Annotated in this window: 21 protein-coding genes; 7 read left to right on the forward strand and 14 right to left on the reverse strand. The window is 66.9% G+C overall.

What is annotated here, in order from left to right; all coding sequences use genetic code 11:
- Window positions 1-13: 13 nt before the first annotated feature.
- The 13 genes from kynU to asnS form a co-directional block, all read right to left on the reverse strand.
- On the reverse strand, window positions 14-1,288 hold the full coding sequence (gene kynU, locus AC23D6_RS08965; RefSeq protein WP_487752408.1) for a kynureninase: 1,275 nt from the start codon (window positions 1,286-1,288) through the stop codon (window positions 14-16).
- 105 nt (window positions 1,289-1,393) lie between these two features.
- Complete coding sequence (locus AC23D6_RS08970) at window positions 1,394-2,404, reverse strand: amidohydrolase family protein (RefSeq protein WP_487752409.1); 1,011 nt, start codon at window positions 2,402-2,404, stop codon at window positions 1,394-1,396.
- A gap of 9 nt (window positions 2,405-2,413) precedes the next feature.
- Window positions 2,414-3,919 carry an amidohydrolase family protein gene (locus tag AC23D6_RS08975; RefSeq protein WP_487752410.1) on the reverse strand — a complete coding sequence of 502 codons (1,506 nt, stop codon included), beginning with the start codon at window positions 3,917-3,919 and terminating at the stop codon, window positions 2,414-2,416.
- Complete coding sequence (locus AC23D6_RS08980) at window positions 3,919-4,548, reverse strand: hypothetical protein (RefSeq protein ID WP_487752411.1); 630 nt, start codon at window positions 4,546-4,548, stop codon at window positions 3,919-3,921. Before AC23D6_RS08980 ends, AC23D6_RS08975 begins: the two co-directional genes overlap by 1 nt.
- Window positions 4,549-4,573: 25 nt before the next feature.
- Window positions 4,574-5,122: a 3-hydroxyanthranilate 3,4-dioxygenase gene (locus tag AC23D6_RS08985; protein ID WP_487752412.1), complete on the reverse strand. Its 549-nt coding sequence runs from the start codon at window positions 5,120-5,122 to the stop codon at window positions 4,574-4,576.
- A 1-nt stretch (window position 5,123) separates the two neighbouring features.
- Window positions 5,124-5,555 carry a RidA family protein gene (locus AC23D6_RS08990; RefSeq protein WP_487752413.1) on the reverse strand — a complete coding sequence of 144 codons (432 nt, stop codon included), beginning with the start codon at window positions 5,553-5,555 and terminating at the stop codon, window positions 5,124-5,126.
- Entirely contained in the window at window positions 5,548-6,222 is a 675-nt protein-coding gene (gene can / locus AC23D6_RS08995; protein ID WP_487752414.1) for a carbonate dehydratase, read from the reverse strand. Before can ends, AC23D6_RS08990 begins: the two co-directional genes overlap by 8 nt.
- A gap of 12 nt (window positions 6,223-6,234) precedes the next feature.
- On the reverse strand, window positions 6,235-7,662 hold the full coding sequence (locus AC23D6_RS09000; protein WP_487752415.1) for an aldehyde dehydrogenase: 1,428 nt from the start codon (window positions 7,660-7,662) through the stop codon (window positions 6,235-6,237).
- A gap of 36 nt (window positions 7,663-7,698) precedes the next feature.
- Complete coding sequence (locus tag AC23D6_RS09005; RefSeq protein ID WP_487752416.1) at window positions 7,699-8,487, reverse strand: SDR family oxidoreductase; 789 nt, start codon at window positions 8,485-8,487, stop codon at window positions 7,699-7,701.
- Window positions 8,488-8,547: 60 nt separating this feature from the next.
- Window positions 8,548-9,177, reverse strand: a complete 630-nt coding sequence (locus AC23D6_RS09010) for an FMN-binding negative transcriptional regulator (RefSeq protein WP_487752417.1) — start codon at window positions 9,175-9,177, stop codon at window positions 8,548-8,550.
- Window positions 9,178-9,184: 7 nt separating this feature from the next.
- Window positions 9,185-9,493, reverse strand: coding sequence for a hypothetical protein (locus AC23D6_RS09015; RefSeq protein WP_487752418.1), 309 nt, complete (start codon window positions 9,491-9,493; stop codon window positions 9,185-9,187).
- Complete coding sequence (locus AC23D6_RS09020) at window positions 9,490-9,795, reverse strand: hypothetical protein (RefSeq protein WP_487752419.1); 306 nt, start codon at window positions 9,793-9,795, stop codon at window positions 9,490-9,492. Before AC23D6_RS09020 ends, AC23D6_RS09015 begins: the two co-directional genes overlap by 4 nt.
- Complete coding sequence (gene asnS / locus AC23D6_RS09025) at window positions 9,795-11,195, reverse strand: asparagine--tRNA ligase (protein WP_487752420.1); 1,401 nt, start codon at window positions 11,193-11,195, stop codon at window positions 9,795-9,797. The genes AC23D6_RS09020 and asnS overlap by 1 nt, the downstream gene beginning before the upstream one ends.
- 112 nt (window positions 11,196-11,307) lie before the next feature.
- Here asnS and AC23D6_RS09030 point away from each other — a divergent pair, with 112 nt between their 5' ends.
- The 5 genes from AC23D6_RS09030 (at window position 11,308) to AC23D6_RS09050 (ending at window position 14,686) form a co-directional block, all read left to right on the forward strand.
- The gene (locus AC23D6_RS09030) at window positions 11,308-11,646 is read left to right on the forward strand and encodes a HesB/IscA family protein (protein ID WP_487752421.1); all 339 of its coding nucleotides are present in this window, start codon (window positions 11,308-11,310) and stop codon (window positions 11,644-11,646) included.
- Window positions 11,647-11,816: 170 nt separating this feature from the next.
- The gene (rpsF, locus tag AC23D6_RS09035; protein WP_487752422.1) at window positions 11,817-12,239 is read left to right on the forward strand and encodes a 30S ribosomal protein S6; all 423 of its coding nucleotides are present in this window, start codon (window positions 11,817-11,819) and stop codon (window positions 12,237-12,239) included.
- A gap of 11 nt (window positions 12,240-12,250) precedes the next feature.
- Window positions 12,251-12,481, forward strand: coding sequence for a 30S ribosomal protein S18 (rpsR, locus tag AC23D6_RS09040; RefSeq protein ID WP_056880329.1), 231 nt, complete (start codon window positions 12,251-12,253; stop codon window positions 12,479-12,481).
- Between the two features lie 161 nt (window positions 12,482-12,642).
- The gene (gene rplI, locus AC23D6_RS09045; RefSeq protein ID WP_487752423.1) at window positions 12,643-13,092 is read left to right on the forward strand and encodes a 50S ribosomal protein L9; all 450 of its coding nucleotides are present in this window, start codon (window positions 12,643-12,645) and stop codon (window positions 13,090-13,092) included.
- A 193-nt stretch (window positions 13,093-13,285) separates the two neighbouring features.
- Entirely contained in the window at window positions 13,286-14,686 is a 1,401-nt protein-coding gene (locus AC23D6_RS09050; RefSeq protein ID WP_487752424.1) for a replicative DNA helicase, read from the forward strand.
- 3 nt (window positions 14,687-14,689) lie between these two features.
- Here the strand turns inward: AC23D6_RS09050 and AC23D6_RS09055 are convergent, their stop codons facing one another.
- Window positions 14,690-15,394: a hypothetical protein gene (locus AC23D6_RS09055; protein WP_487752425.1), complete on the reverse strand. Its 705-nt coding sequence runs from the start codon at window positions 15,392-15,394 to the stop codon at window positions 14,690-14,692.
- Between the two features lie 93 nt (window positions 15,395-15,487).
- On the opposite strand from AC23D6_RS09055, the gene alr reads away from it, so the two are divergent.
- Together alr and AC23D6_RS09065 are read left to right on the forward strand one after the other, a co-directional pair.
- The gene (alr, locus tag AC23D6_RS09060; protein WP_487752426.1) at window positions 15,488-16,681 is read left to right on the forward strand and encodes an alanine racemase; all 1,194 of its coding nucleotides are present in this window, start codon (window positions 15,488-15,490) and stop codon (window positions 16,679-16,681) included.
- 27 nt (window positions 16,682-16,708) lie between these two features.
- Complete coding sequence (locus AC23D6_RS09065) at window positions 16,709-18,127, forward strand: cryptochrome/photolyase family protein (protein ID WP_487752427.1); 1,419 nt, start codon at window positions 16,709-16,711, stop codon at window positions 18,125-18,127.
- Window positions 18,128-18,165: the final 38 nt, after the last annotated feature.

An 18,165-nucleotide genomic window follows, 5' to 3' on the forward strand; every position in this document is an offset into this window, starting at 1 on the left:
CCATTCCTCCGGATCAGAACCCCCGCCACGTCTCGACTTCCTCGATGAAGCGATGGACGTCCATGTAGCGGTTATACAGGGGGACAGGCGAGATGCGGATCACGTCCGGTTCGCGCCAGTCGCCGACGGTACCGACCGACAGCAGGTATTCGAACAACTCGCGACCGCGCTCACGGCCGCCGATCACGCGCAGCGACAACTGGGCGCCGCGCTGCGTCGGGTCGGCAGGCGTGATGATCTGCAGCACGTCGGACAGCCGCGCCCGGATCAGGGCTTCGAGCAGCCCGGTAATCTTCAGGGATTTGGCGCGGATCGCCTCCATGCCACCCGCTTTCTCGAAAAGCTCGAGCGAGGCGCGAAGGGGCGCCAGTCCGAGGATGGGTGGGTTGCTGAGCTGCCAACCTTCGGCGCCCGGGGTGGGTACGAACTCGGGCGCCATGCGGAAGCGGGTTTCCTTTTCGTGGCCCCACCAGCCCGCGAAGCGCGGTCGGTCGGTATGGGCGTGGCGTGCATGCACGAAGCAGCCGGCCACCGCGCCAGGGCCGGAGTTGAGGTACTTGTAGTGGCACCAGACCGCGAAATCCACGTCGCTGTCATGCAAGCGCAGCGGCAGGTTACCGACCGCATGCGCGAGGTCGAAGCCGACGACGGCTCCCTGCGCGTGACCGAGCCGCGCGATCTCGGACAGCTCGAACGCCTGGCCGGTGCGGTACTGAATGCCGGGCCACAGCACCAGCGCCAGGCGCGGGCCATGCTCGGCGATGGCGCGCTCGATTGCCGCCATCGACAACGTGCCGTCGGGCTGGTCCGGCTCCACTTCGATCAGATCGGTGGCGGGATCGAACCCATGGAAGCGCACCTGCGACTCCATCGCGTGCCGGTCGGATGGAAACGCGCCCGCTTCCATCAGGATCGCCGGCCGCTCCGCCGTGGGGCGATAGAAGCTGACCATCATCAGGTGCAGGTTGGTGGTCAGCGTGTTCATCGCGACCACCTCGGCCGGCTCGGCGCCGACCACGCGCGCCAGCGGCTCGCGGACCAGCTCGTGGTAGGTCATCCACTGCGCATTGCCGGTGAAGTGGCCTTCCACGGCTTCGTTGGCCCACTTGTCCAGCACTTCGTTGACGTAGCCGCGCGCGCCCTTGGGCTGCAGGCCCAGCGAGTTGCCGCAGAAATAGATCTGGTCGTTGTGCTTGTGGCGCGGGATCAGGAACTCGTTGCGGAGCGGGCGCAGCGGATCGGCAGCGTCCAGGGCGATGATGTGGGTGCGGGACAGCGGGTCGGTCATGAAGGCTGAGATGGATTGGAGAGGTTGTTGTGGGAGCGACGTAAGTCGCGAAGAAGCTTTACCGTGGATGGTCAATCGCGACTTACGTCGCTCCCACAGGTGGGGTCACAGGAACCTCGATGCCGGCAGGCCCAGCCATTCCAGCGCAGTGCCGTGGTACAGGCGGGCCTGTTGCCCGTCGTCGAGCCCGAGCGCGGCGATGCCGGCGCCGGGTTCCTGTTCGCCCAACGGGAAGGGATAGTCGGTGCCCAGCATGACCCGCTCGTGGCCGACCGTGTCCAGCAGGTAGCGCAGCGCCCGGGGATCGGCGACCCAGGAATCGAAATACACCCGGCCCAGGTAGTCGCGCGGGTTGCGCGGGTTGTCGGTCGCGACCAGGTCCGGCCGCATGTTGAAGCCATGCTCGATGCGGCCGATGGTGTAGGGAAAGCTGCCGCCGCCGTGGGCGAAACAGACTTTCAGTTCGGGCAGGCGCTCCAGCACGCCACCGAAGATCAGGCAGCATGCCGCGCGCGATTGTTCGGCCGGCATGCCGACCAGCCACGGCAGCCAGTACTTCGGCATCGACGCGGCCCCCATCATGTCCCAGGGGTGCACGAGGATCGCGGCACCGAGCTCGCTCGCGGCCTGGAAGAACTCGAACAACTCGGGTGCGTCCAGGTTCCAGTCGTTGACGTGGCTGCCGATCTGCACGCCCTGCAGGCCGAGCTGGTCCATGCAGCGTTCCAGTTCCTGCACGGCCAAGCGCGGCGACTGCAGCGGCACCGTGCCGATGCCCGCGTAGTGGCGCGGGTAGTCGCGGCAGGCGGCGGCGGTGTGGTCGTTGAGCGCCTGGTGCAGCTCCAGCGCGTGGTGCGGCTTGGCCCAGTAACTGAACATCACCGGCACGGTGCTGATGACCTGCACCTGCACGCCGAAACGCGCGTAGTCGGCGACGCGCTCCTCCGGATCCCAGGTCTTGGGCCAGATCTCGCGGAAGAACTTGCCGTCCTTGTAGATACGATGGCGGCCGTCGTCGCCGTGGTGGATGACGGGAAACCGCACGTCTCCGTACTTCGTGGCCAGGTCTGGCCAGTCGCGGGGCAGGAAATGCGCGTGGGTATCGATCTTCAGCATGCCGCGAGTCTACTTCGCCGGTTCACCGGCTGGCGACGCTGCATCGCCGCAATCGTCCAGGCACACGACGTGTCCGTCCTTCATCACCATACGGACATCCAAGAGCTGCGCTGCATCCCTCTGCGGATCCCCGGGCACCGCGATGATGTCGGCGCCCGCGCCGGCACGAAGCCGTCCCAATGTGTTGCCCACCGCCAGTGCGTCCGCATTGCCTGCCGTGGCGGCGCGCAGTGCGGCCGGCGCGGGGACGCCGGAGGCCACATACAGCGCCACTTCGCGCGCGGTAGCGGTGACGTCGAAACTGGGCCCGCCATCCGTGCCGAGCGCCAACGGCACCCCGGCCCGCCAGGCGCGCCCGGGTCCGGCCTTGGCCGCCTCGACCCATTGGCGCAGATCATCCTGCGAACGGCCATCGCGGCCGCCGGCGAACATGTCGAGCCGGGAGCCCACGTAATCGGCGACGAACGCCGTCGGCACCAGATACGCCTGCTTTCGCTTGAACAGGGTGACCGAGGCATCGTCGAAGTAGGTGCCGTGTTCGATGGTGCGCGCACCGGCGCGCAGCGCAAGGTTGATGGCGGCCGTGCTGTGAGCATGCGCCGCGACCGGTCGCGCGGCCTGGCGCGCCGCAGCGATGGCGCTTTCCACTTCGTCATCGAACAGATTCGGCTGGGCGTCGGGGCGACCACCGGCCTCCCTGCCGGAGCCGGAGACGGTGATCTTGATCCAGTCCGCGCCTGCTTCAATGTTCTCCCGTACCACCCGACGGCACGATTCGGCGCCATCGCACGAAGCGGGAACGAACGGGAGCTCGACGGCGGAGGGACGCTTCGCGCCATGGCCGCCGGTGCGCGAGACCACGCGTCCCGCGGCGAGTATCCGGGGCCCTTCGATCAATCCGGCATTGATCGCATCGCGGACGGCATAGACCACGCCCCCGTTGTCGCCCACGTCGCGCACGGTGGTCACGCCGGCGCGCAGCAGGCGGCGCGCATACCCTGCCGTCGACAGGGCGAGCCGCGACTCCGACGTGCTGGTGGGCGTGTCCGCGTGCATGTCGATGGCCAGATGCATATGCGCGTCAATGAGCCCGGGCAATACATGGGCGTCGCTGAGATCGACGATCCGAGCACCCGGACTCAGCTCGCGCTGTAGCCCGGCCACCACCTTCTCGATGCGGCCGTCTCGGACCAGCAACGTGTGCGGCCCCAGTGTCGGCTCGCCGGGTTCGGCGATCAGATGGCCTGCGAGGATCACCGCGGGCGCCGACTTGGCCGCTCCGGACATCGGCTGCGCAGACGAAGCCGCCGCCGTGGCCAGAAGTAGGACGGCGGTCGCAGTGCGATATGTAAGTCGAATGGTGGTCACGACCCGGATCTCGCGGCAGGACCTTCCAGCCTTGTTCGACGGGCCCACCAAGCCCATCGCTGCGTTGTCGGCAGTATGCATGGGCATCAGGCTCCAGCGCGTCGACGTAGTGAAAAACGAGGGTGGTCGAGCCAGGAGAGAGGTCATCACCTGCCGCTCTGTCCTTGCTGCACCGTTTCCTGCCGCGCTTTCCGGAGTTGCTCAATGGTAGGCGGCTCCGGATTCACCGATTGCCCATGCATCCTGCCCATCTCGAGTAGCTGCGCGCGCGCCTCCGCCAGCGTCGGGACCTGCATGGCCCTGCGTTCATCGTCGCTCACAGCGCCTTCTTCCAGGGGATAGAGAAACATGCCCTTATCGTCGGACTGGAACTGAGTTCCATACCACTGTGGCTGCAACTGCGTGGTCATGATTCTGTCCCAGGAAGCCGCGGTCAGCCATCGGTACTGCTTCTCATCAGGCGCCAGGGACATCGCGATGGTCGACAGTGCGTGGGCCAAACGGATGTCTTCCAGGCTTTCGCCGTGCTGGAACACCATCGCCGCACGATGGTAATCGGCGGCCGTCTTCACCGCACCTGCGCGCAGGATATCGAGTACGCGTTCGCGCCGCTTCTTGTCTTCGGGAGCAAGGGCGTCCCAATCGATGCTCGCGGGATTGGAGCGGGCTGCCTGGTCCGCTTGGTAGAGCGCGACAAGCTCGGGGTTCTGTGCGTGCGTTGGTGCTGCCGCGGATAGGACAAAGGAGGCAGCGAGCAACTGCGGGAAGATGCGCATGTGAGTGATCTCTCTCCTTGAGAATTCAGGTGATGTCGGCTTGAGAGTCCGCTTGCATTTCGTAGCGGCTGGGCCGGGGGTTCAGGTGCCCGCAGGCCTTGCAGGTGCGCAGGTCGTCGTTGCGGTAGAAGGCTTCGAACACCCTGAAAAAATCCTGTTCGATGTCATTGAGGTGGAAGTATTCCTCGTAGACCTTCGCGTTGCAGCGTTCGCAGAACCACAGCAGGCCGTCGTCCTCGTGCGGGAGGCGCTTGCGTTCGATCACCAGACCGACGGAGTCGGGCATGCGCTGCGGGGAATGCGGCACGCGCGGAGGGAGCAGGAAAATCTCGCCGGCCCGGATTGGGATATCGCGTGGAGCGCCGTCCTCCTGGATGCGCAGGACCATCTCGCCCTCCAGCTGGTAGAACCACTCCGGGCCTTCGTCGTAGTGGTAGTCGGTGCGCTGGTTGGGTCCGCCCACCACCATGACGATGAAGTCGCCGGCATAGATGACCTTGTTGCCGACAGGCGGCTTCAGCAGGTGGCGGTGCTCTTCGATCCAGGCCTGCAGGTTGAGCGGGTGGGGCAGCATGTCAGCGACGCTCCGGCAGGTGCGCGACGCACTTGAGTTCGATGGCGATGGGTGTGGGCAGAGCGGTGATGCCGACCGTGGTGCGGCAGGGCGCGGAAGCGGCATCGGGAAAATACTCCGCCCATACCCGGTTGTACGCCTTGAAATCGTGCGTCATGTCGGTGAGATACACGGTGACGTCCACCAGGTCTTCCCAATGTGCGCCGCTGGCCTTCAGGACCGCGCGCACATTGTTGAAAACGGCACGGCACTGCGCATCGATGTCGTAGCTGATCAGCCGTCCATCGGCGTCATGCACATTACCGACGATGGCGTTGCTCGCCGGGTCGCGCGGGCCGATGCCGGACAGGAACAGCAGGTCGCCGACGCGCCGCGCGTGCGGGTAGTGGCCGACCGGCTTAGGGGCGTCGCCCGCCTGGACGATGTCACTCATCGCATTTGCCCTGCGGCGGTACGCCCGCGAGGGCGCGCTGGTAGGCGGGCTGCAGCTCGTCCGCTGAGGTCACGTCCATGCCCAGTTCGCGAACGCGGCCGTCGAACAGGCTGTACACCCAGCCGTGGATCGCCAGTGGCTGCCCACGCGCCCACGCGTCCTGGACGACGGTGGTCTGGCAGACGTTGAACACCTGTTCGATCACGTTGAGCTCGCACAGGCGTGCGTGGCGCAGGGATTCGGTATCGACCTGCTCCAGCAGGTCCGCGTGCTTCATCGCCACGTCTGCCACGTGGCGCAGCCAGTTGTCGGCCAGGCCCACGCGCAGGCCGGTCATCGCCGCGTGTACGCCGCCGCAGCCGTAGTGGCCCACCAGCAGGATATGTTCGACCTTCAGGATGTCCACGGCGAACTGCACTACCGACAACGCATTGAGGTCGCCATGCGACATCACGTTGGCGATGTTGCGGTGGACGAAGACTTCGCCAGGATCCAGGCCCAGGATCTGGTTGGCCGGTACGCGCGAATCGGAGCAACCGATCCACAGATAGCGCGGGGACTGCTGCTGCGAGAGCCGCTTGAAGAAGCCGGGATCCTCCTGCTTGATGCGGGCGGCCCAATCGCGGTTGTTTTGCAGCAACTGTTCGAGTTCGGAAAGTTCAGGCATTCGGTGTTGTCCTTAGCGTAACGCCACGCAGATGTTCTTAGGTTCAGTGAAGAAACGCATGGCCTCCAGGCCGCCCTCGCGGCCCAGGCCCGACGAGCCGGTGCCGCCGAACGGCGTGCGCAAGTCGCGGGTCATCCAGGTATTGATCCAGACGATGCCGGCGCGCAGCTGCGCGGCCAGGCGGTGTGCGCGGTCCAGGTCGCGCGTCCAGACAGTCGCCGCCAAGCCGTATTCGCCGGCATTAGCCAGCGACATTGCATGCGCCTCGTCTTCAAACGGCTGCAGGGTGACGACCGGCCCGAAGATCTCCTCCCGGTTGGTCGCCGCTTCCGGCCCCAGACCTTCGATGACGGTGGGCGCGATGAACCAGCCCGGCCGTTCCAGCGCATGCCCGCCGGTGAGCACACGGCCGCCTTCGACGCGGGCACGGGCAATGCACCCCAGCACCTTTTCAAAGTGCGCCTGCGACACCATTGCACCGAGGCGGGTGCCCGGATCGTCGAGAGGTCCCGCCTGCAAAGTGCGCGCGCGGTCGACCAGCGCATCGCGGAACTCCTCGTAGATCGCCTGCTGCACGAGCAGGCGCGAGCCACACAGGCAAATCTGGCCCGCATTCTGGAACGCTGAGCGGAGCAGGGTGTCCAGATGCGCGCGCCAGTCACTGTTGGCGAACACGAGCGTAGCGTTCTTGCCGCCCAGTTCCAGCGACACCTTTTTCAACTGCGGGCCGGCGAGCCCGGCGATGCGTCGCCCGACCGCCGTGCTGCCGGTGAACGACACGGCCTTCACCGCCGGGTGCAGCACGAGCGGCTCGCCCACGGCGTGTCCACTGCCATGCACGATGTTCAGCACGCCGCGCGGCAGGCCGATCTCTGCGGCCAGCGCACCCAGCATCGTCGCGGTCGCCGGGGTGATCTCCGACGGTTTGGCGACCACCGTGTTGCCGGCGGCAAGTGCGGGGGCGATCTTCCAGGTGAAGAGGTAAAGAGGAAGGTTCCAAGGCGAGATCGCGGCCACCACGCCCAGCGGTGCGCGCAGGGTGTAGTTGAGGCCCGCCTCGCCATGGTGCGACTCGCTGGCGAACTGCGTGGCCGCATGCGCGAAGAAGCGCAGATTGGCCACTGCGCGGGGAATCTCGATGTCGCGCGCCAGCGCCAGCGGTTTGCCGGCGTCGCGCGATTCCGCTGCGGCGAACACAGCCATTCGCGTTTCCAACGCACCGGCCAGTCGTTCCAGCCAGCGCGCCCGTGCGGTGGGCGGCAGGGCGCCCCAGGCGGGAAAGGCCGCTTCGGCAGCATCGATGGCCTGCAACACGTCGCTTTCGCTGCCGTCAGCGACTTCGGCATAGACCTCGGCCAAGGCCGGCTCGAAGACAGGACGCCAGGCGCCACCGGGGCGCGGTTCGCCATCGATGAAGTGGCCGTAGCGTTCCATGGCCATTAGCTTAACCCGGCTGGCAAGCCCCCCGGGACGGGATCACAGCGACTGCATGCGGCCGCCGTCGACGGCCAGGCTGACACCGTTGACATAGCCGGCCGCGGGCGTGGCCAGGAAGGCGATCGCCGCCGCCACTTCATGCGCGTCGGCGAAGCGGCCGGCCGGCACCGATGCCAGCATCGCTGCGCTGACGGCGGCTTCGTCCTTGCCGGTCGCCTGCACCCGGTCGCGCAGGATCTGCTCCAGCCGCTGGGTGCGCGTATAGCCGGGCAGCACGTTGTTGACGGTGATGCCGTCGGCGCCCAGTTCTTTCGACAGCGTCTTGGCCCAACTCGCCACCGCGCCGCGGACGGTGTTGGACACGCCGAGGTTGGCGATGGGTTCCTTCACCGACGTGGAGACCACGTTGATGATGCGGCCCCAGCGGGCCTGGCGCATGCCGGGCACGACGGCCTGTGCGAGCGCCTGGTTGGCCAGCAGGTGGCGCTGGAAGGCCGAGAGATAGTCGTCGGCGTCGGCATCAAGCGCGCGGCCGCCGGGTGGGCCGCCGGTGTTGTTGATCAGGATATGGACGGAATGATCCACCAGCGCGGCGCCGACGGCAGCAGCGAGTGCCGCGGTATTGGCCACGTCTTGCGCGATTGCACCGTGCCGTTGGCCTTCCGTAACGAGGGGCAGGGAAGCCACCACGTCCGCCAGCACGGTGGCGCGGCGGGCCAGGACGGTGACGTCGGCGCCGAGCAGCGCGAGTTCGAACGCGGCGGCGCGGCCGATGCCTTCGGAGGCGCCGCACACCAGCGCGTGGCGGCCGGCGAGGTTGAGGTCCATGCGAGGTTCCGGGAGTCGGGATGCGTCGAGTGTACCGATCCACAGGTGATCGCCGAGAGGTCAGGCCGGCCGGCGGCCCAGCCGGTCGCGCATCAGTGCCGCGATCTCGACGTTGCCTTCGCCACCCAGCCGCTGCAGTGCATCGGCGGCACCCTGGACGTTCGCGGCGGGATGGTTCTGGCTGAGCTTGAACTTCAGCTCGACGCGTTCGGCGACGAAGCGGAATCCCACGATGCCGCGCAACTGGCGCACGTGGTCCTCGCGATCGTGTTCGAAACGCCAGTCGTTGCCTGCCTTCGCCTCGTTCACGTGACTGAGGCGGTCGACGATGGAGGCCAGAGCGGCCGCGTCGTCGGTGGTCTCCAGCGCGCCATGCAGGTGGGCGACCGCATAGTTCCAGGTCGGCACACGCGCGGCTTCTTCCTTGTCCACGTACCAGCCGGGCGAAATGTAGGCGTGTGGGCCATGCACGATGACCAGGGCCGGACCGGCATGACGCGCTTGCAGATTGGGCTTGGCCCAGTGGCCTTCGAGGACGACGTGTCCGCCATCGCGCGCATACAGCACCGGCAGGTGGCTCACGACGGGCAGCCCGTCCGCGACGGTGACGAGGGTGACGAACGCGTCGCGCGTGATCAGCCCGTCGAGCGCGGCGAGATCGGTTTCGGCGAACGCGCGCGGCGTGTACACGCGGGCCTCAGGCGCGCGCGCCCAGCGACCGCACCATCTGCGGCACGAGCGCCGCATCGTCGTCGCCCTGCGGCGGCGCGATGTCGCTCAAAGCGAAACCGCGTGCCAGCGCGTCGTCTTCGTCCAGCCCATCGAAGGCCACGAATTCCGCGTCGAACAGCGCCGCGCGCGCGCTGTCTTCGCTGTCGTAGGGCAGGGTGTTGCCGTCGCTGTCCAGCACTTCGGCCGTGCCCGCGTCGAGCACGCGCAGACGTGCCCAGATCAGGGTGCGGCCGAGCGAGGCCAGGTACCAGTCTTCGCGCAGGAAAGGATTCATGCCAGCGCCTCCGCCCACAGCCAGAGCATCCCCGCCATCGCCAGGCCGAACAGGATCACGCACAGCGAGATCCGCGCCGGTGTCGCCAGACCCGACAGCGAAGGGTCGGGAATGGCCCGATAACCTCCGCCGAGCAGCCAGCGCAAGGCGGCAGGCTTGAGGAATGCGCCCTCGCCCCACTGCACGCCGAGCGCACCGTGGCGGTCGCGGACGTGGACCAGGGTGAGGGGCCAGAAGATGACGAAGGCGCAGAACCCGGCGATCGCCACGCCGACGAAGCACAGCGCGAAGAACAGGATCATCAGAACTCCGCGGTGCCCGGCGCGCGCGGATAGGCGATCGCGTCGCGGATGTTGGCCAGGCCGCAGACGTAAACCACCAGGCGCTCGAAGCCCAGGCCGAAGCCGGCGTGCGGCACGCCGCCGTAGCGGCGGAAGTCGCGGTACCACTGGTAGTGCTCGGGGTCCAGGCCGAACTGCGCCATGCGCGCGTCGAGCACGTCCAGGCGTTCTTCGCGCTGGCTGCCGCCGATGATCTCGCCGATGCCGGGCGCCAGCACGTCCATCGCCGCGACCGTGCGGCCATCATCGTTCAGGCGCATGTAGAAGGCCTTGATGTGCTCGGGGTAGTTCATCACCACCACCGGACGACCGACGTGCTCCTCGGTCAGCCAGCGCTCGTGCTCGGTCTGCAGGTCCAGGCCCCATTCGACCGGGAAGTCGAACTTCTTGCCCGACTTCTGCAGCATGCCGATCGCATCGGTGTAGTCGATCCGCTCGAACGGTGCATTGATGAATGACTCGAGGCGGGTGATCGCGTCTTTCTGCACGCGTTCGGCGATGAACGCCATGTCGTCGGCGCGCTCGGACAGCACCGTACGGAACAGGTACTTGAGGAAATCCTCGGCCAAGTCGGCGTCGGCGGTCAGGTCGGCGAAGGCGATCTCCGGCTCGATCATCCAGAACTCGGCCAAGTGGCGAGTGGTGTTGCTGTTCTCGGCGCGAAACGTCGGGCCGAAGGTGTACACCTTGCTGAGGCTGAGGCAATAGGCCTCGACGTTCAGCTGGCCGGACACGGTCAGGAAGGTCTCCTTGCCGAAGAAGTCGCGCGAGAAGTCCACCTCGCCCTTGCCGTTGCGCGGCAGATTGGCCAGGTCCAGCGTGGACACACGGAACATCTGCCCGGCGCCCTCGGCGTCGGACGTGGTGATGATCGGCGTGCTGATCCAGTAGAAGCCGCGCTCGTGGAAGAACCGGTGCACGGCCTGGGCCAGGCAGTGACGGATGCGGGTGACCGCACCGAACAGGTTGGTGCGCGGGCGCAGGTGGGCGAACTCGCGCAGGTACTCCAGCGAATGCTGTTTGGGCTGCATCGGGTAGGTGAGCGGATCCTCGACCCAGCCGACCACCTCGACCGAAGAGGCCTGAATCTCGAAGCTCTGGCCCTGACCCTGGGAGGCCACCAGCGTCCCCGTGGCGATCACCGAACACCCGGTGGTCAGGTGTTTGATCTCGGATTCGTAGTTGGACAGCGAGTCGGGGGCCACGACCTGAATCGGCGCGAAGCAAGAACCGTCGCTGACGTTGACGAAGGACAGTCCCGCCTTGGAGTCGCGCCGCGTGCGCACCCAGCCGCGCACCGTGACCTCGCCGCCGGCCGGGAGCTTGCCCGCCAGCGCATGTTCGACGCTCACCACCGTCATGGCTTGAATCCTTCGGTTACAGACATATCTATGGAACGCGGAGTTTACAAGAGCCGCGCAGCCGACGGCGCCCCCGCGGCTATAATCGACCGCGTCGCAGCAGGAGTTCCCCATGGCCATCACCCTCACCCCCGTCGCTCTCGAACGCGTGCAGCGTTTCGTCGCGCAGACGCCGGGTGCGCTCGGCTTGCGCTTCGGGGTGACCCGCACTGGATGTTCGGGCTGGGGCCACGTGGCTGACCTGGCCCGGGACCAGCGCGAGGGCGACACCGTGTTCGAGTTCGAGGGCGTGCGCATCTACGTGGATGCCGACAGCCTGCCGCTGGTGGACGGGACCGAGATCGACTTCGCCAAGCAGGGTTTGTCGGAGACGTTCACCTTCCGCAACCCCAACGCGGCCGCCGAATGCGGCTGCGGCGAGAGCTTCACGACCGCGGCGGACGCCGCCTGAGCCACTCCGGGGCAGGACTTGCCCCTAAGTGGTTGACCTGCCATACTTTCCTGCTCTCGGCCGCCTGTCAGGCATCCGGGTCCTTGCCCCACCGCGTCCGTCCAGGGCGTTCGGGGGGCTGTTCCGCCCGCGGAATACCCCGCCGGGCCCACATCCGAAAGGTAAAAACGATGCGTCACTATGAAGTCGTGTTCCTGGTCCACCCGGACCAGAGCGAGCAGGTGCCGGCCATGATCGAGCGCTACAAGGCGCTGATCGAAGGCGGCAACGGCAAGATCCACCGTCTGGAAGACTGGGGCCGCCGCCAGCTGGCGTACCCGATCCAGAACCTGGTGAAGGCCCACTACGTGCTGCTCAACATCGAGGCCGACCAGGCCGTGCTGAACGAGCTCGTCGAGAGCTTCCGCTTCAACGATGCGGTCCTGCGCAACCTGGTCATCAAGCGCGATGGCCCGGACACCGAGCAGTCGCTGATCATGAAGAACAAGGACGAGAAGGGCGACAAGCCCGAGCGTGGCGAGCGCCGCCGCCGTGACGACGACGAGGCCGGCAACGAAGCCTCGACCGATTCCGACAACGCCGAAGCCGCCTAAGGAGCCTGCTCATGTCCAAGTTCTTCCGCCGCCGCAAGTTCTGCAAGTTCACCGCCGAAGGCGTGAAAGAGATCGACTACAAGGATCTCAACACCCTGCGCCAGTACCTGACCGAGAACGGCAAGATCGTCCCGAGCCGCGTCACCGGCACCAAGTCGCGCTACCAGCGCCAGCTGTCCGCCGCGGTCAAGCGCGCCCGTTTCCTGGCGCTGATCCCGTACACGGACAACCACGACGTCTGAGCGGGGAAGTGAGTGGCGGCTTCGCCGCGAGGAGTGAGTGCTGAGGGGTGTTCTTCCTCACTTCTCGCTCCTCCGCACTCACGCCTGGCTTCAAATCCCGTCCATTCGGACAGCAACCAGTTGCGGCCGCACGCCGGCCGCTAACGAATCGGAGATACACGATGGAATTGATTCTTCTGCAGAAAGTCACCAACCTCGGCGTCCTGGGCGACAAGGTCAAGGTGAAGCCGGGCTACGGCCGCAACTACCTCGTGCCGCAGGGCAAGGCCGTGCCGGCGACCGCCGCCAACGTCGCCGAGTTCGAAGCCAAGCGCGCCGAGTACGAAGCCAAGGCCAAGGCCGTGCACGACGAGGCCGAAGGCCGCGCCGCCAAGCTCGAGGGTGCGAGCGTCACGATCACCGCCAACGCCGCGACCGAAGGCAAGCTGTTCGGCTCGGTCGGCCCGCGCGACATCGCCGACGCCTTCACGGCCGCCGGCCTGCCGCTCGAGAAGAGCGAGGTCATCATGGGCGAAGGTGCCCTGCGCAACATCGGCGAGTACGACATCGTCGTGAAGCTGCACGCCGACGTGCAGACGACCGTCAAGGTCGTGGTGCAGGCCGAAGCCTGAATCACCCCGTGATGCCGACAGACGGGCGCCGCAAGGCGCCCGTTCTGTTTGTGGGGCCGGGTGCCTGTCTCAGGTGCTGAGATGCCCACCGGTTATCCACACACTTATCTGCAACACCCCTGGGCATGGAGTGCCTACCATGTCCGGCCGTGCGGGCGTTCGCCCGCATGTGCCGCAGGAGCTCGCACCGCCCATGTCCGCACGCACTGGTTTCCGCCAGGATCCCCACGATTCGCGCATCGAGCAGCTCCGCGTGCCGCCGCACTCCATCGAGGCGGAGCAGGCTGTGCTGGGCGGGCTCATGCTCGCGCCGGAAGCCTACGACCGCATCAACGACAAGCTCACGGCCAACGATTTCTACCGCCGCGACCACCAGTTGATCTACCGCGCGATCGCGGAGCTCGCGGAACGTAGCCGCCCCTTCGACGCGGTCACGCTGGGCGAGTGGTTCGAATCCCAGGGCCAGACCGACCTGGTGGCCGGTGGCGCGTACCTGGTCGAACTGGCCAGCACCACGCCGTCCGCCGCGAACATCACCGCTTACGCCGAGATCGTCCGCGACAAGGCGGTGATGCGCCAGCTGATCGAAGTGGGCACCGAGATCGTCAACGACGCATTCCAGCCCGAGGGCAAGGAAAGCGACGAGATGCTAGCGATCGCCGAGCAGAAGGTGTTCGCCATCGCCGAGCAGGGCGCCCGCGGCCGCACCGACTTCGTGGCGATGAACGACGCGCTGAAGGACGCCTTCGAGGTCCTGCGCATCCGTTCGGAGAGTGGTGGCACCGTTACCGGCCTGCCGACGGGTTACACCGAGTTCGACATGATGACGGCCGGCCTGCAGCCGACCGACCTGGTGATCCTGGCCGCCCGTCCTGCCATGGGCAAGACCACGTTCGCGCTGAACATCGCCGAGTACGCGGCCATCAAGTCGAAGAAGGCGGTGGCCGTCTTCTCGATGGAAATGTCGGCCGGCCAGCTGGCCATGCGCCTGATCTCCTCGGTGGGCCGCATCAATGCCACCCGCCTGCGTACCGGCCAGCTGGAAGACGAAGACTGGAGCCGCGTCACCAGCGCGATCCGCATCCTGAAGGACCAGGCCAAGGTCTTCATCGACGATACGCCGGGCCTCTCGCCGGACGTGCTGCGTTCCAAGGCCCGCCGGCTCAAGCGCGAGCACGACCTGGGCCTGATCGTCATCGACTACCTGCAGCTGATGTCGGTGCCCGGCAACAGCGAGAACCGCGCCACCGAGATCTCCGAGATCTCGCGTTCGCTGAAGGGCCTTGCGAAGGAGCTCAACGTGCCGGTGATCGCGCTCTCGCAGCTCAACCGCTCGCTGGAGACGCGTACCGACAAGCGCCCGGTGATGGCCGACCTGCGCGAATCCGGCGCAATCGAGCAGGACGCGGACATGATCGTCTTCATCTACCGCGACGACTACTACAACAAGGAAACCTCGCCGGACAAAGGCCTGGCGGAGATCATCATCGGCAAGCAGCGCTCCGGCCCGACCGGCTCGTGCAAGCTGCGGTTCTTCGGCGAGTACACGCGCTTCGACAACCTGGCCCACGATTCGGTGGGCAGCTTCGAGTGACCGCTACTTGCGGATGAAGTAGCTCACGTAGACATCACCCGTCGCATCGCCGGCCACAGTCGTGCTGGCATCGAAGAAGGATGCGCGGAACCACGGTTCCTGCATCATGTAGGTGTAGATCAGGCGCTGGAAGTCGGCCTGCGGCAATGCCTGTGGATCCCGCGTGGTCGCTACCGCCGTCAGCATGCACAGGCTCTTGCTGCAGCGTGGCCGTCCGATCTCCAGGCGCCCAAACTCGTGGGCATGGCGCTCGATCGTCTGCCGGATCAGGGCCTCCAATCGTGGCGACCAATCGGGGTCGGCGGGTTCGGAACGGCCCAACGTTTCGTAATCGTTCGCGTCCGTGCTGGTGGTCCGAAGCCCAGCCAGGAATTTCTCCAGCCTGCGTTCGCCTTCTGCGGACAGCGGACGCGCACCCGCATGCGGTCCGATGGCCGGTGCGGGCAACAGGTCGGGTTTGGCATCGGCTGTCGCCGCGATCGGGTTTCTGGCGGTGTCGTGCATGCCGGCCGGGAGGGCCGCTGTATCGCTGGCAGCTGCCGGCCCGGCGGATATTGACGATGGGATGGTCGCCAGGGGAGGGGACCGACCCTCGATGATCGATGCGGCGTCCCGGTGGGCGGTGCGTGTCCAGAGCCAGACGCCGACGGCCGCGAGCACGATCACGCCAACGACGATCACCGCGGTGGACTTCGAGCGTAGCGCCATCGGAGCCGATCCCTGGAACCTGCCGCCAGCGTACCCCACGCGTTCCCGTGCTGGCATGAACGGGGGCCAAGGCCCGGACGCTACAATCGCCGCATGGATATTCCGGTGGAAGCTGCCTTGTCCGTCCCGCACACGCGCCCCGAAGCCAACGACCGGCCCACGCGCATCCGCGTCGATCTCGGTGCGCTGACGCACAACGCACGGGCGATCCGCGCGCACGTGGGCGTGCCCGTCATGGGCATCGTGAAGGCGAATGCGTATGGCCACGGACTCGTGCCGGTGGCGCGCCATCTGCAAGCGCAGGGCGTCGAGCAACTGGGCGTCGCGTTCGTGGAAGAGGGTATCGCGCTGCGCCGGGCCGGCATCACGGTGCCGATCCTCGTGTTGGGCGGCATCCACGCGCCGCAGGTGACGCAGTTCCTCGCCCACGACCTGGAAGTGACGGTATCGTCGATCGCCAAGCTGCGGCAGGTCGAGGCGGCGGCAGAGTCCATCGGACGCAAGGCGGTGGTGCACCTCAAGGTGGACACCGGCATGGAGCGCATCGGCGTGCACAGCGAGAACGCGGCGGCCTTCATCGAAGCCGCCGTGGCTTCCCGGCACTGCATCGTGAAAGGCATCTACTCGCACCTGGCCTGCGCGGACGATCCGGCCTCGCCGATGACGGCTGAACAGCGTGAGCGTTTCCTCATCGCCTGCGCGCACTTCGACCGCCTGGGCGCGCCGATGCCGATCCGGCACCTGGCCAACTCCGGTGGTGTGCTGCACTTCCCCGACACCTGGCTGGACATGGTGCGACCCGGAATCGCGCTGTACGGCGTGCTGCCGGACCCGGTGTCCCGCGCCACGATCGATCTTCGACCCGCGTTGTCGCTTGTCTCCCAGGTGGTCTATTTCAAGATCGTGCGCGCCGGTCGCACCGTCAGTTACGGCGCCACGTGGACCGCGCCACACGATACTCGCGTGATCACCGTGCCGATTGGCTATGGCGACGGCTTTCCGCGGGCGCTGTCTTCGCGCGGCGAGGTGCTGGTGCGTGGCGTGCGCCGGCCCATCGTCGGCCGCATCTGCATGGACCAGTTCATGGTGGACGTGGGCGCCGACGGCACCGCGTATAACGAGGACGAGGTGGTGCTGATCGGTGAGCAGGACGGATTGACGATCCGTTGCGAAGCCGTCGCGCAGGCGGCCGGCACGATTCCCTACGAGATCCTGACCGGCCTGAACGAGCGCATCCCCCGCGAGTACACCGGCGGCGCTGCATCCGACGAAGCGCGCGATCCGTAGAAAACGTACTCCACGCAGGTCATGCCGATGTCTCACGCCCTGGTCTGGTTCCGGCACGATCTGCGCCTGGACGACAATCCCGCGTTCCGCGCCGCGTTCGACGAAGGCTATACGCCGATCCCGGTCTACATTCGCGCGCCGACGGAAGAAGGCGAGTGGGCGCCGGGCGGCGCATCGGATGCGTGGCTGCATCGCTCGCTGGCCGCGCTCGACGCCGACCTGCGCGCACGCGGTTCGCGCCTGCTGCTGCGCAGCGGCGCCAGCGCGTCCGTGCTGGATGCCTTGCTCGAGGAGACCGGCGCCGAGGCGGTGTTCTGGAACCGCAAGTACGAACCGGCCACCCAGCCGCGCGACGCCGCCCTCAAGAAGGCGCTGCGCGAACGCGGCCTGCGGGTGGAGAGTTTCAATGGCAGCCTGCTGTTCGAACCCTGGGATCTCGCCACGCAGCAAGGCGGGCCCTACAAGGTGTTCACCCCGTTCTGGCGGTCGGCGCTCGCGCAGTGGCGCGCACCGGCGACCTGGGACGCACCCGGGGCGCTGCCCGCGTTCGACACTGGCTTGCCGGCCGAACCGCTCGATGCTTGGTGCCTGGCACCGGCGCTGGGCTGGGATGCGGGGTTCTGGGAGGTCTGGACACCCGGCGAGGCCGGTGCGCGCGAGGCGCTGGAGGTCTTCGTCGAGGGCGCGCTCAACGGCTACCGTACCGACCGCGACCGGCCGGACCGCATCGGCACCTCCAGGCTATCGCCGCACCTGCATTTCGGCGAGATAGCACCCTGGCGCATCACCGCCCACCTGGAACGCGCACGCACCGCGGCAAACAGCGCGGACATGGACGGCTACATCCGCGAGCTGGGTTGGCGCGAATTCGGTTACCACCTGCTGCACCACTTCCCGCATACACCGACGGAGAACCTCAATCCCCGGTTCGCGCATTTCGAATGGGCCGAAGCGGATCCCGAGGCGCTCGCTGCTTGGCAGCAGGGCCGCACCGGCGTGCCCATCGTGGATGCGGGCCTGCGCGAGCTGTGGGCGACGGGCTACATGCACAATCGCGTGCGGATGATCGTGGCCAGTTATCTGGTCAAACACCTGCGCTATCACTGGCTGCACGGGGCACGCTGGTTCTGGGACACGCTGGTGGATGCGGACCTGGCCAACAACACGCTAGGTTGGCAGTGGACCGCAGGCACAGGTGCCGATGCCGCGCCGTATTTCCGCGTGTTCAACCCGGTAACGCAGGCGGCGAAGTTCGATCCGAACGGGACCTACATCGCTCGCTGGGTGCCGGAACTCTCCGGCGTTCCGGTTCCGTTGCGCTTCTCTCCGTGGGAGAAGCCGGATGTCCTCTCACGCCTCGCCCCGCGCTATCCGCGCCGGCCGCTGGTCGACCTCACAGAAGGGCGCGACGCCGCGTTGGCCGCCTACCGCAAGACCGGCGACTGAACCGCGTTGACGCCTTTCGGGGCCGCGTGCTTCACTCG

It is taken from the genome of Pseudoxanthomonas sp. G3 (assembly GCF_057654715.1).

What these genes read in the sequence shown, in the direction of transcription:
- kynU (WP_487752408.1), bottom strand. Translation starts at nt 1,288, where the DNA reads ATGACCGACCCGCTGTCCCGCACCCACATCATCGCCCTGGACGCTGCC.
- AC23D6_RS08970 (WP_487752409.1), bottom strand. Translation starts at nt 2,404, where the DNA reads ATGCTGAAGATCGATACCCACGCGCATTTCCTGCCCCGCGACTGGCCA.
- AC23D6_RS08975 (WP_487752410.1), bottom strand. Translation starts at nt 3,919, where the DNA reads ATGACCTCTCTCCTGGCTCGACCACCCTCGTTTTTCACTACGTCGACG.
- AC23D6_RS08980 (WP_487752411.1), bottom strand. Translation starts at nt 4,548, where the DNA reads ATGCGCATCTTCCCGCAGTTGCTCGCTGCCTCCTTTGTCCTATCCGCG.
- AC23D6_RS08985 (WP_487752412.1), bottom strand. Translation starts at nt 5,122, where the DNA reads ATGCTGCCCCACCCGCTCAACCTGCAGGCCTGGATCGAAGAGCACCGC.
- AC23D6_RS08990 (WP_487752413.1), bottom strand. Translation starts at nt 5,555, where the DNA reads ATGAGTGACATCGTCCAGGCGGGCGACGCCCCTAAGCCGGTCGGCCAC.
- can (WP_487752414.1), bottom strand. Translation starts at nt 6,222, where the DNA reads ATGCCTGAACTTTCCGAACTCGAACAGTTGCTGCAAAACAACCGCGAT.
- AC23D6_RS09000 (WP_487752415.1), bottom strand. Translation starts at nt 7,662, where the DNA reads ATGGCCATGGAACGCTACGGCCACTTCATCGATGGCGAACCGCGCCCC.
- AC23D6_RS09005 (WP_487752416.1), bottom strand. Translation starts at nt 8,487, where the DNA reads ATGGACCTCAACCTCGCCGGCCGCCACGCGCTGGTGTGCGGCGCCTCC.
- AC23D6_RS09015 (WP_487752418.1), bottom strand. Translation starts at nt 9,493, where the DNA reads ATGAATCCTTTCCTGCGCGAAGACTGGTACCTGGCCTCGCTCGGCCGC.
- AC23D6_RS09020 (WP_487752419.1), bottom strand. Translation starts at nt 9,795, where the DNA reads ATGATCCTGTTCTTCGCGCTGTGCTTCGTCGGCGTGGCGATCGCCGGG.
- asnS (WP_487752420.1), bottom strand. Translation starts at nt 11,195, where the DNA reads ATGACGGTGGTGAGCGTCGAACATGCGCTGGCGGGCAAGCTCCCGGCC.
- AC23D6_RS09030 (WP_487752421.1), top strand. Translation starts at nt 11,308, where the DNA reads ATGGCCATCACCCTCACCCCCGTCGCTCTCGAACGCGTGCAGCGTTTC.
- rpsF (WP_487752422.1), top strand. Translation starts at nt 11,817, where the DNA reads ATGCGTCACTATGAAGTCGTGTTCCTGGTCCACCCGGACCAGAGCGAG.
- rpsR (WP_056880329.1), top strand. Translation starts at nt 12,251, where the DNA reads ATGTCCAAGTTCTTCCGCCGCCGCAAGTTCTGCAAGTTCACCGCCGAA.
- rplI (WP_487752423.1), top strand. Translation starts at nt 12,643, where the DNA reads ATGGAATTGATTCTTCTGCAGAAAGTCACCAACCTCGGCGTCCTGGGC.
- AC23D6_RS09050 (WP_487752424.1), top strand. Translation starts at nt 13,286, where the DNA reads ATGTCCGCACGCACTGGTTTCCGCCAGGATCCCCACGATTCGCGCATC.
- AC23D6_RS09055 (WP_487752425.1), bottom strand. Translation starts at nt 15,394, where the DNA reads ATGGCGCTACGCTCGAAGTCCACCGCGGTGATCGTCGTTGGCGTGATC.
- alr (WP_487752426.1), top strand. Translation starts at nt 15,488, where the DNA reads ATGGATATTCCGGTGGAAGCTGCCTTGTCCGTCCCGCACACGCGCCCC.
- AC23D6_RS09065 (WP_487752427.1), top strand. Translation starts at nt 16,709, where the DNA reads ATGTCTCACGCCCTGGTCTGGTTCCGGCACGATCTGCGCCTGGACGAC.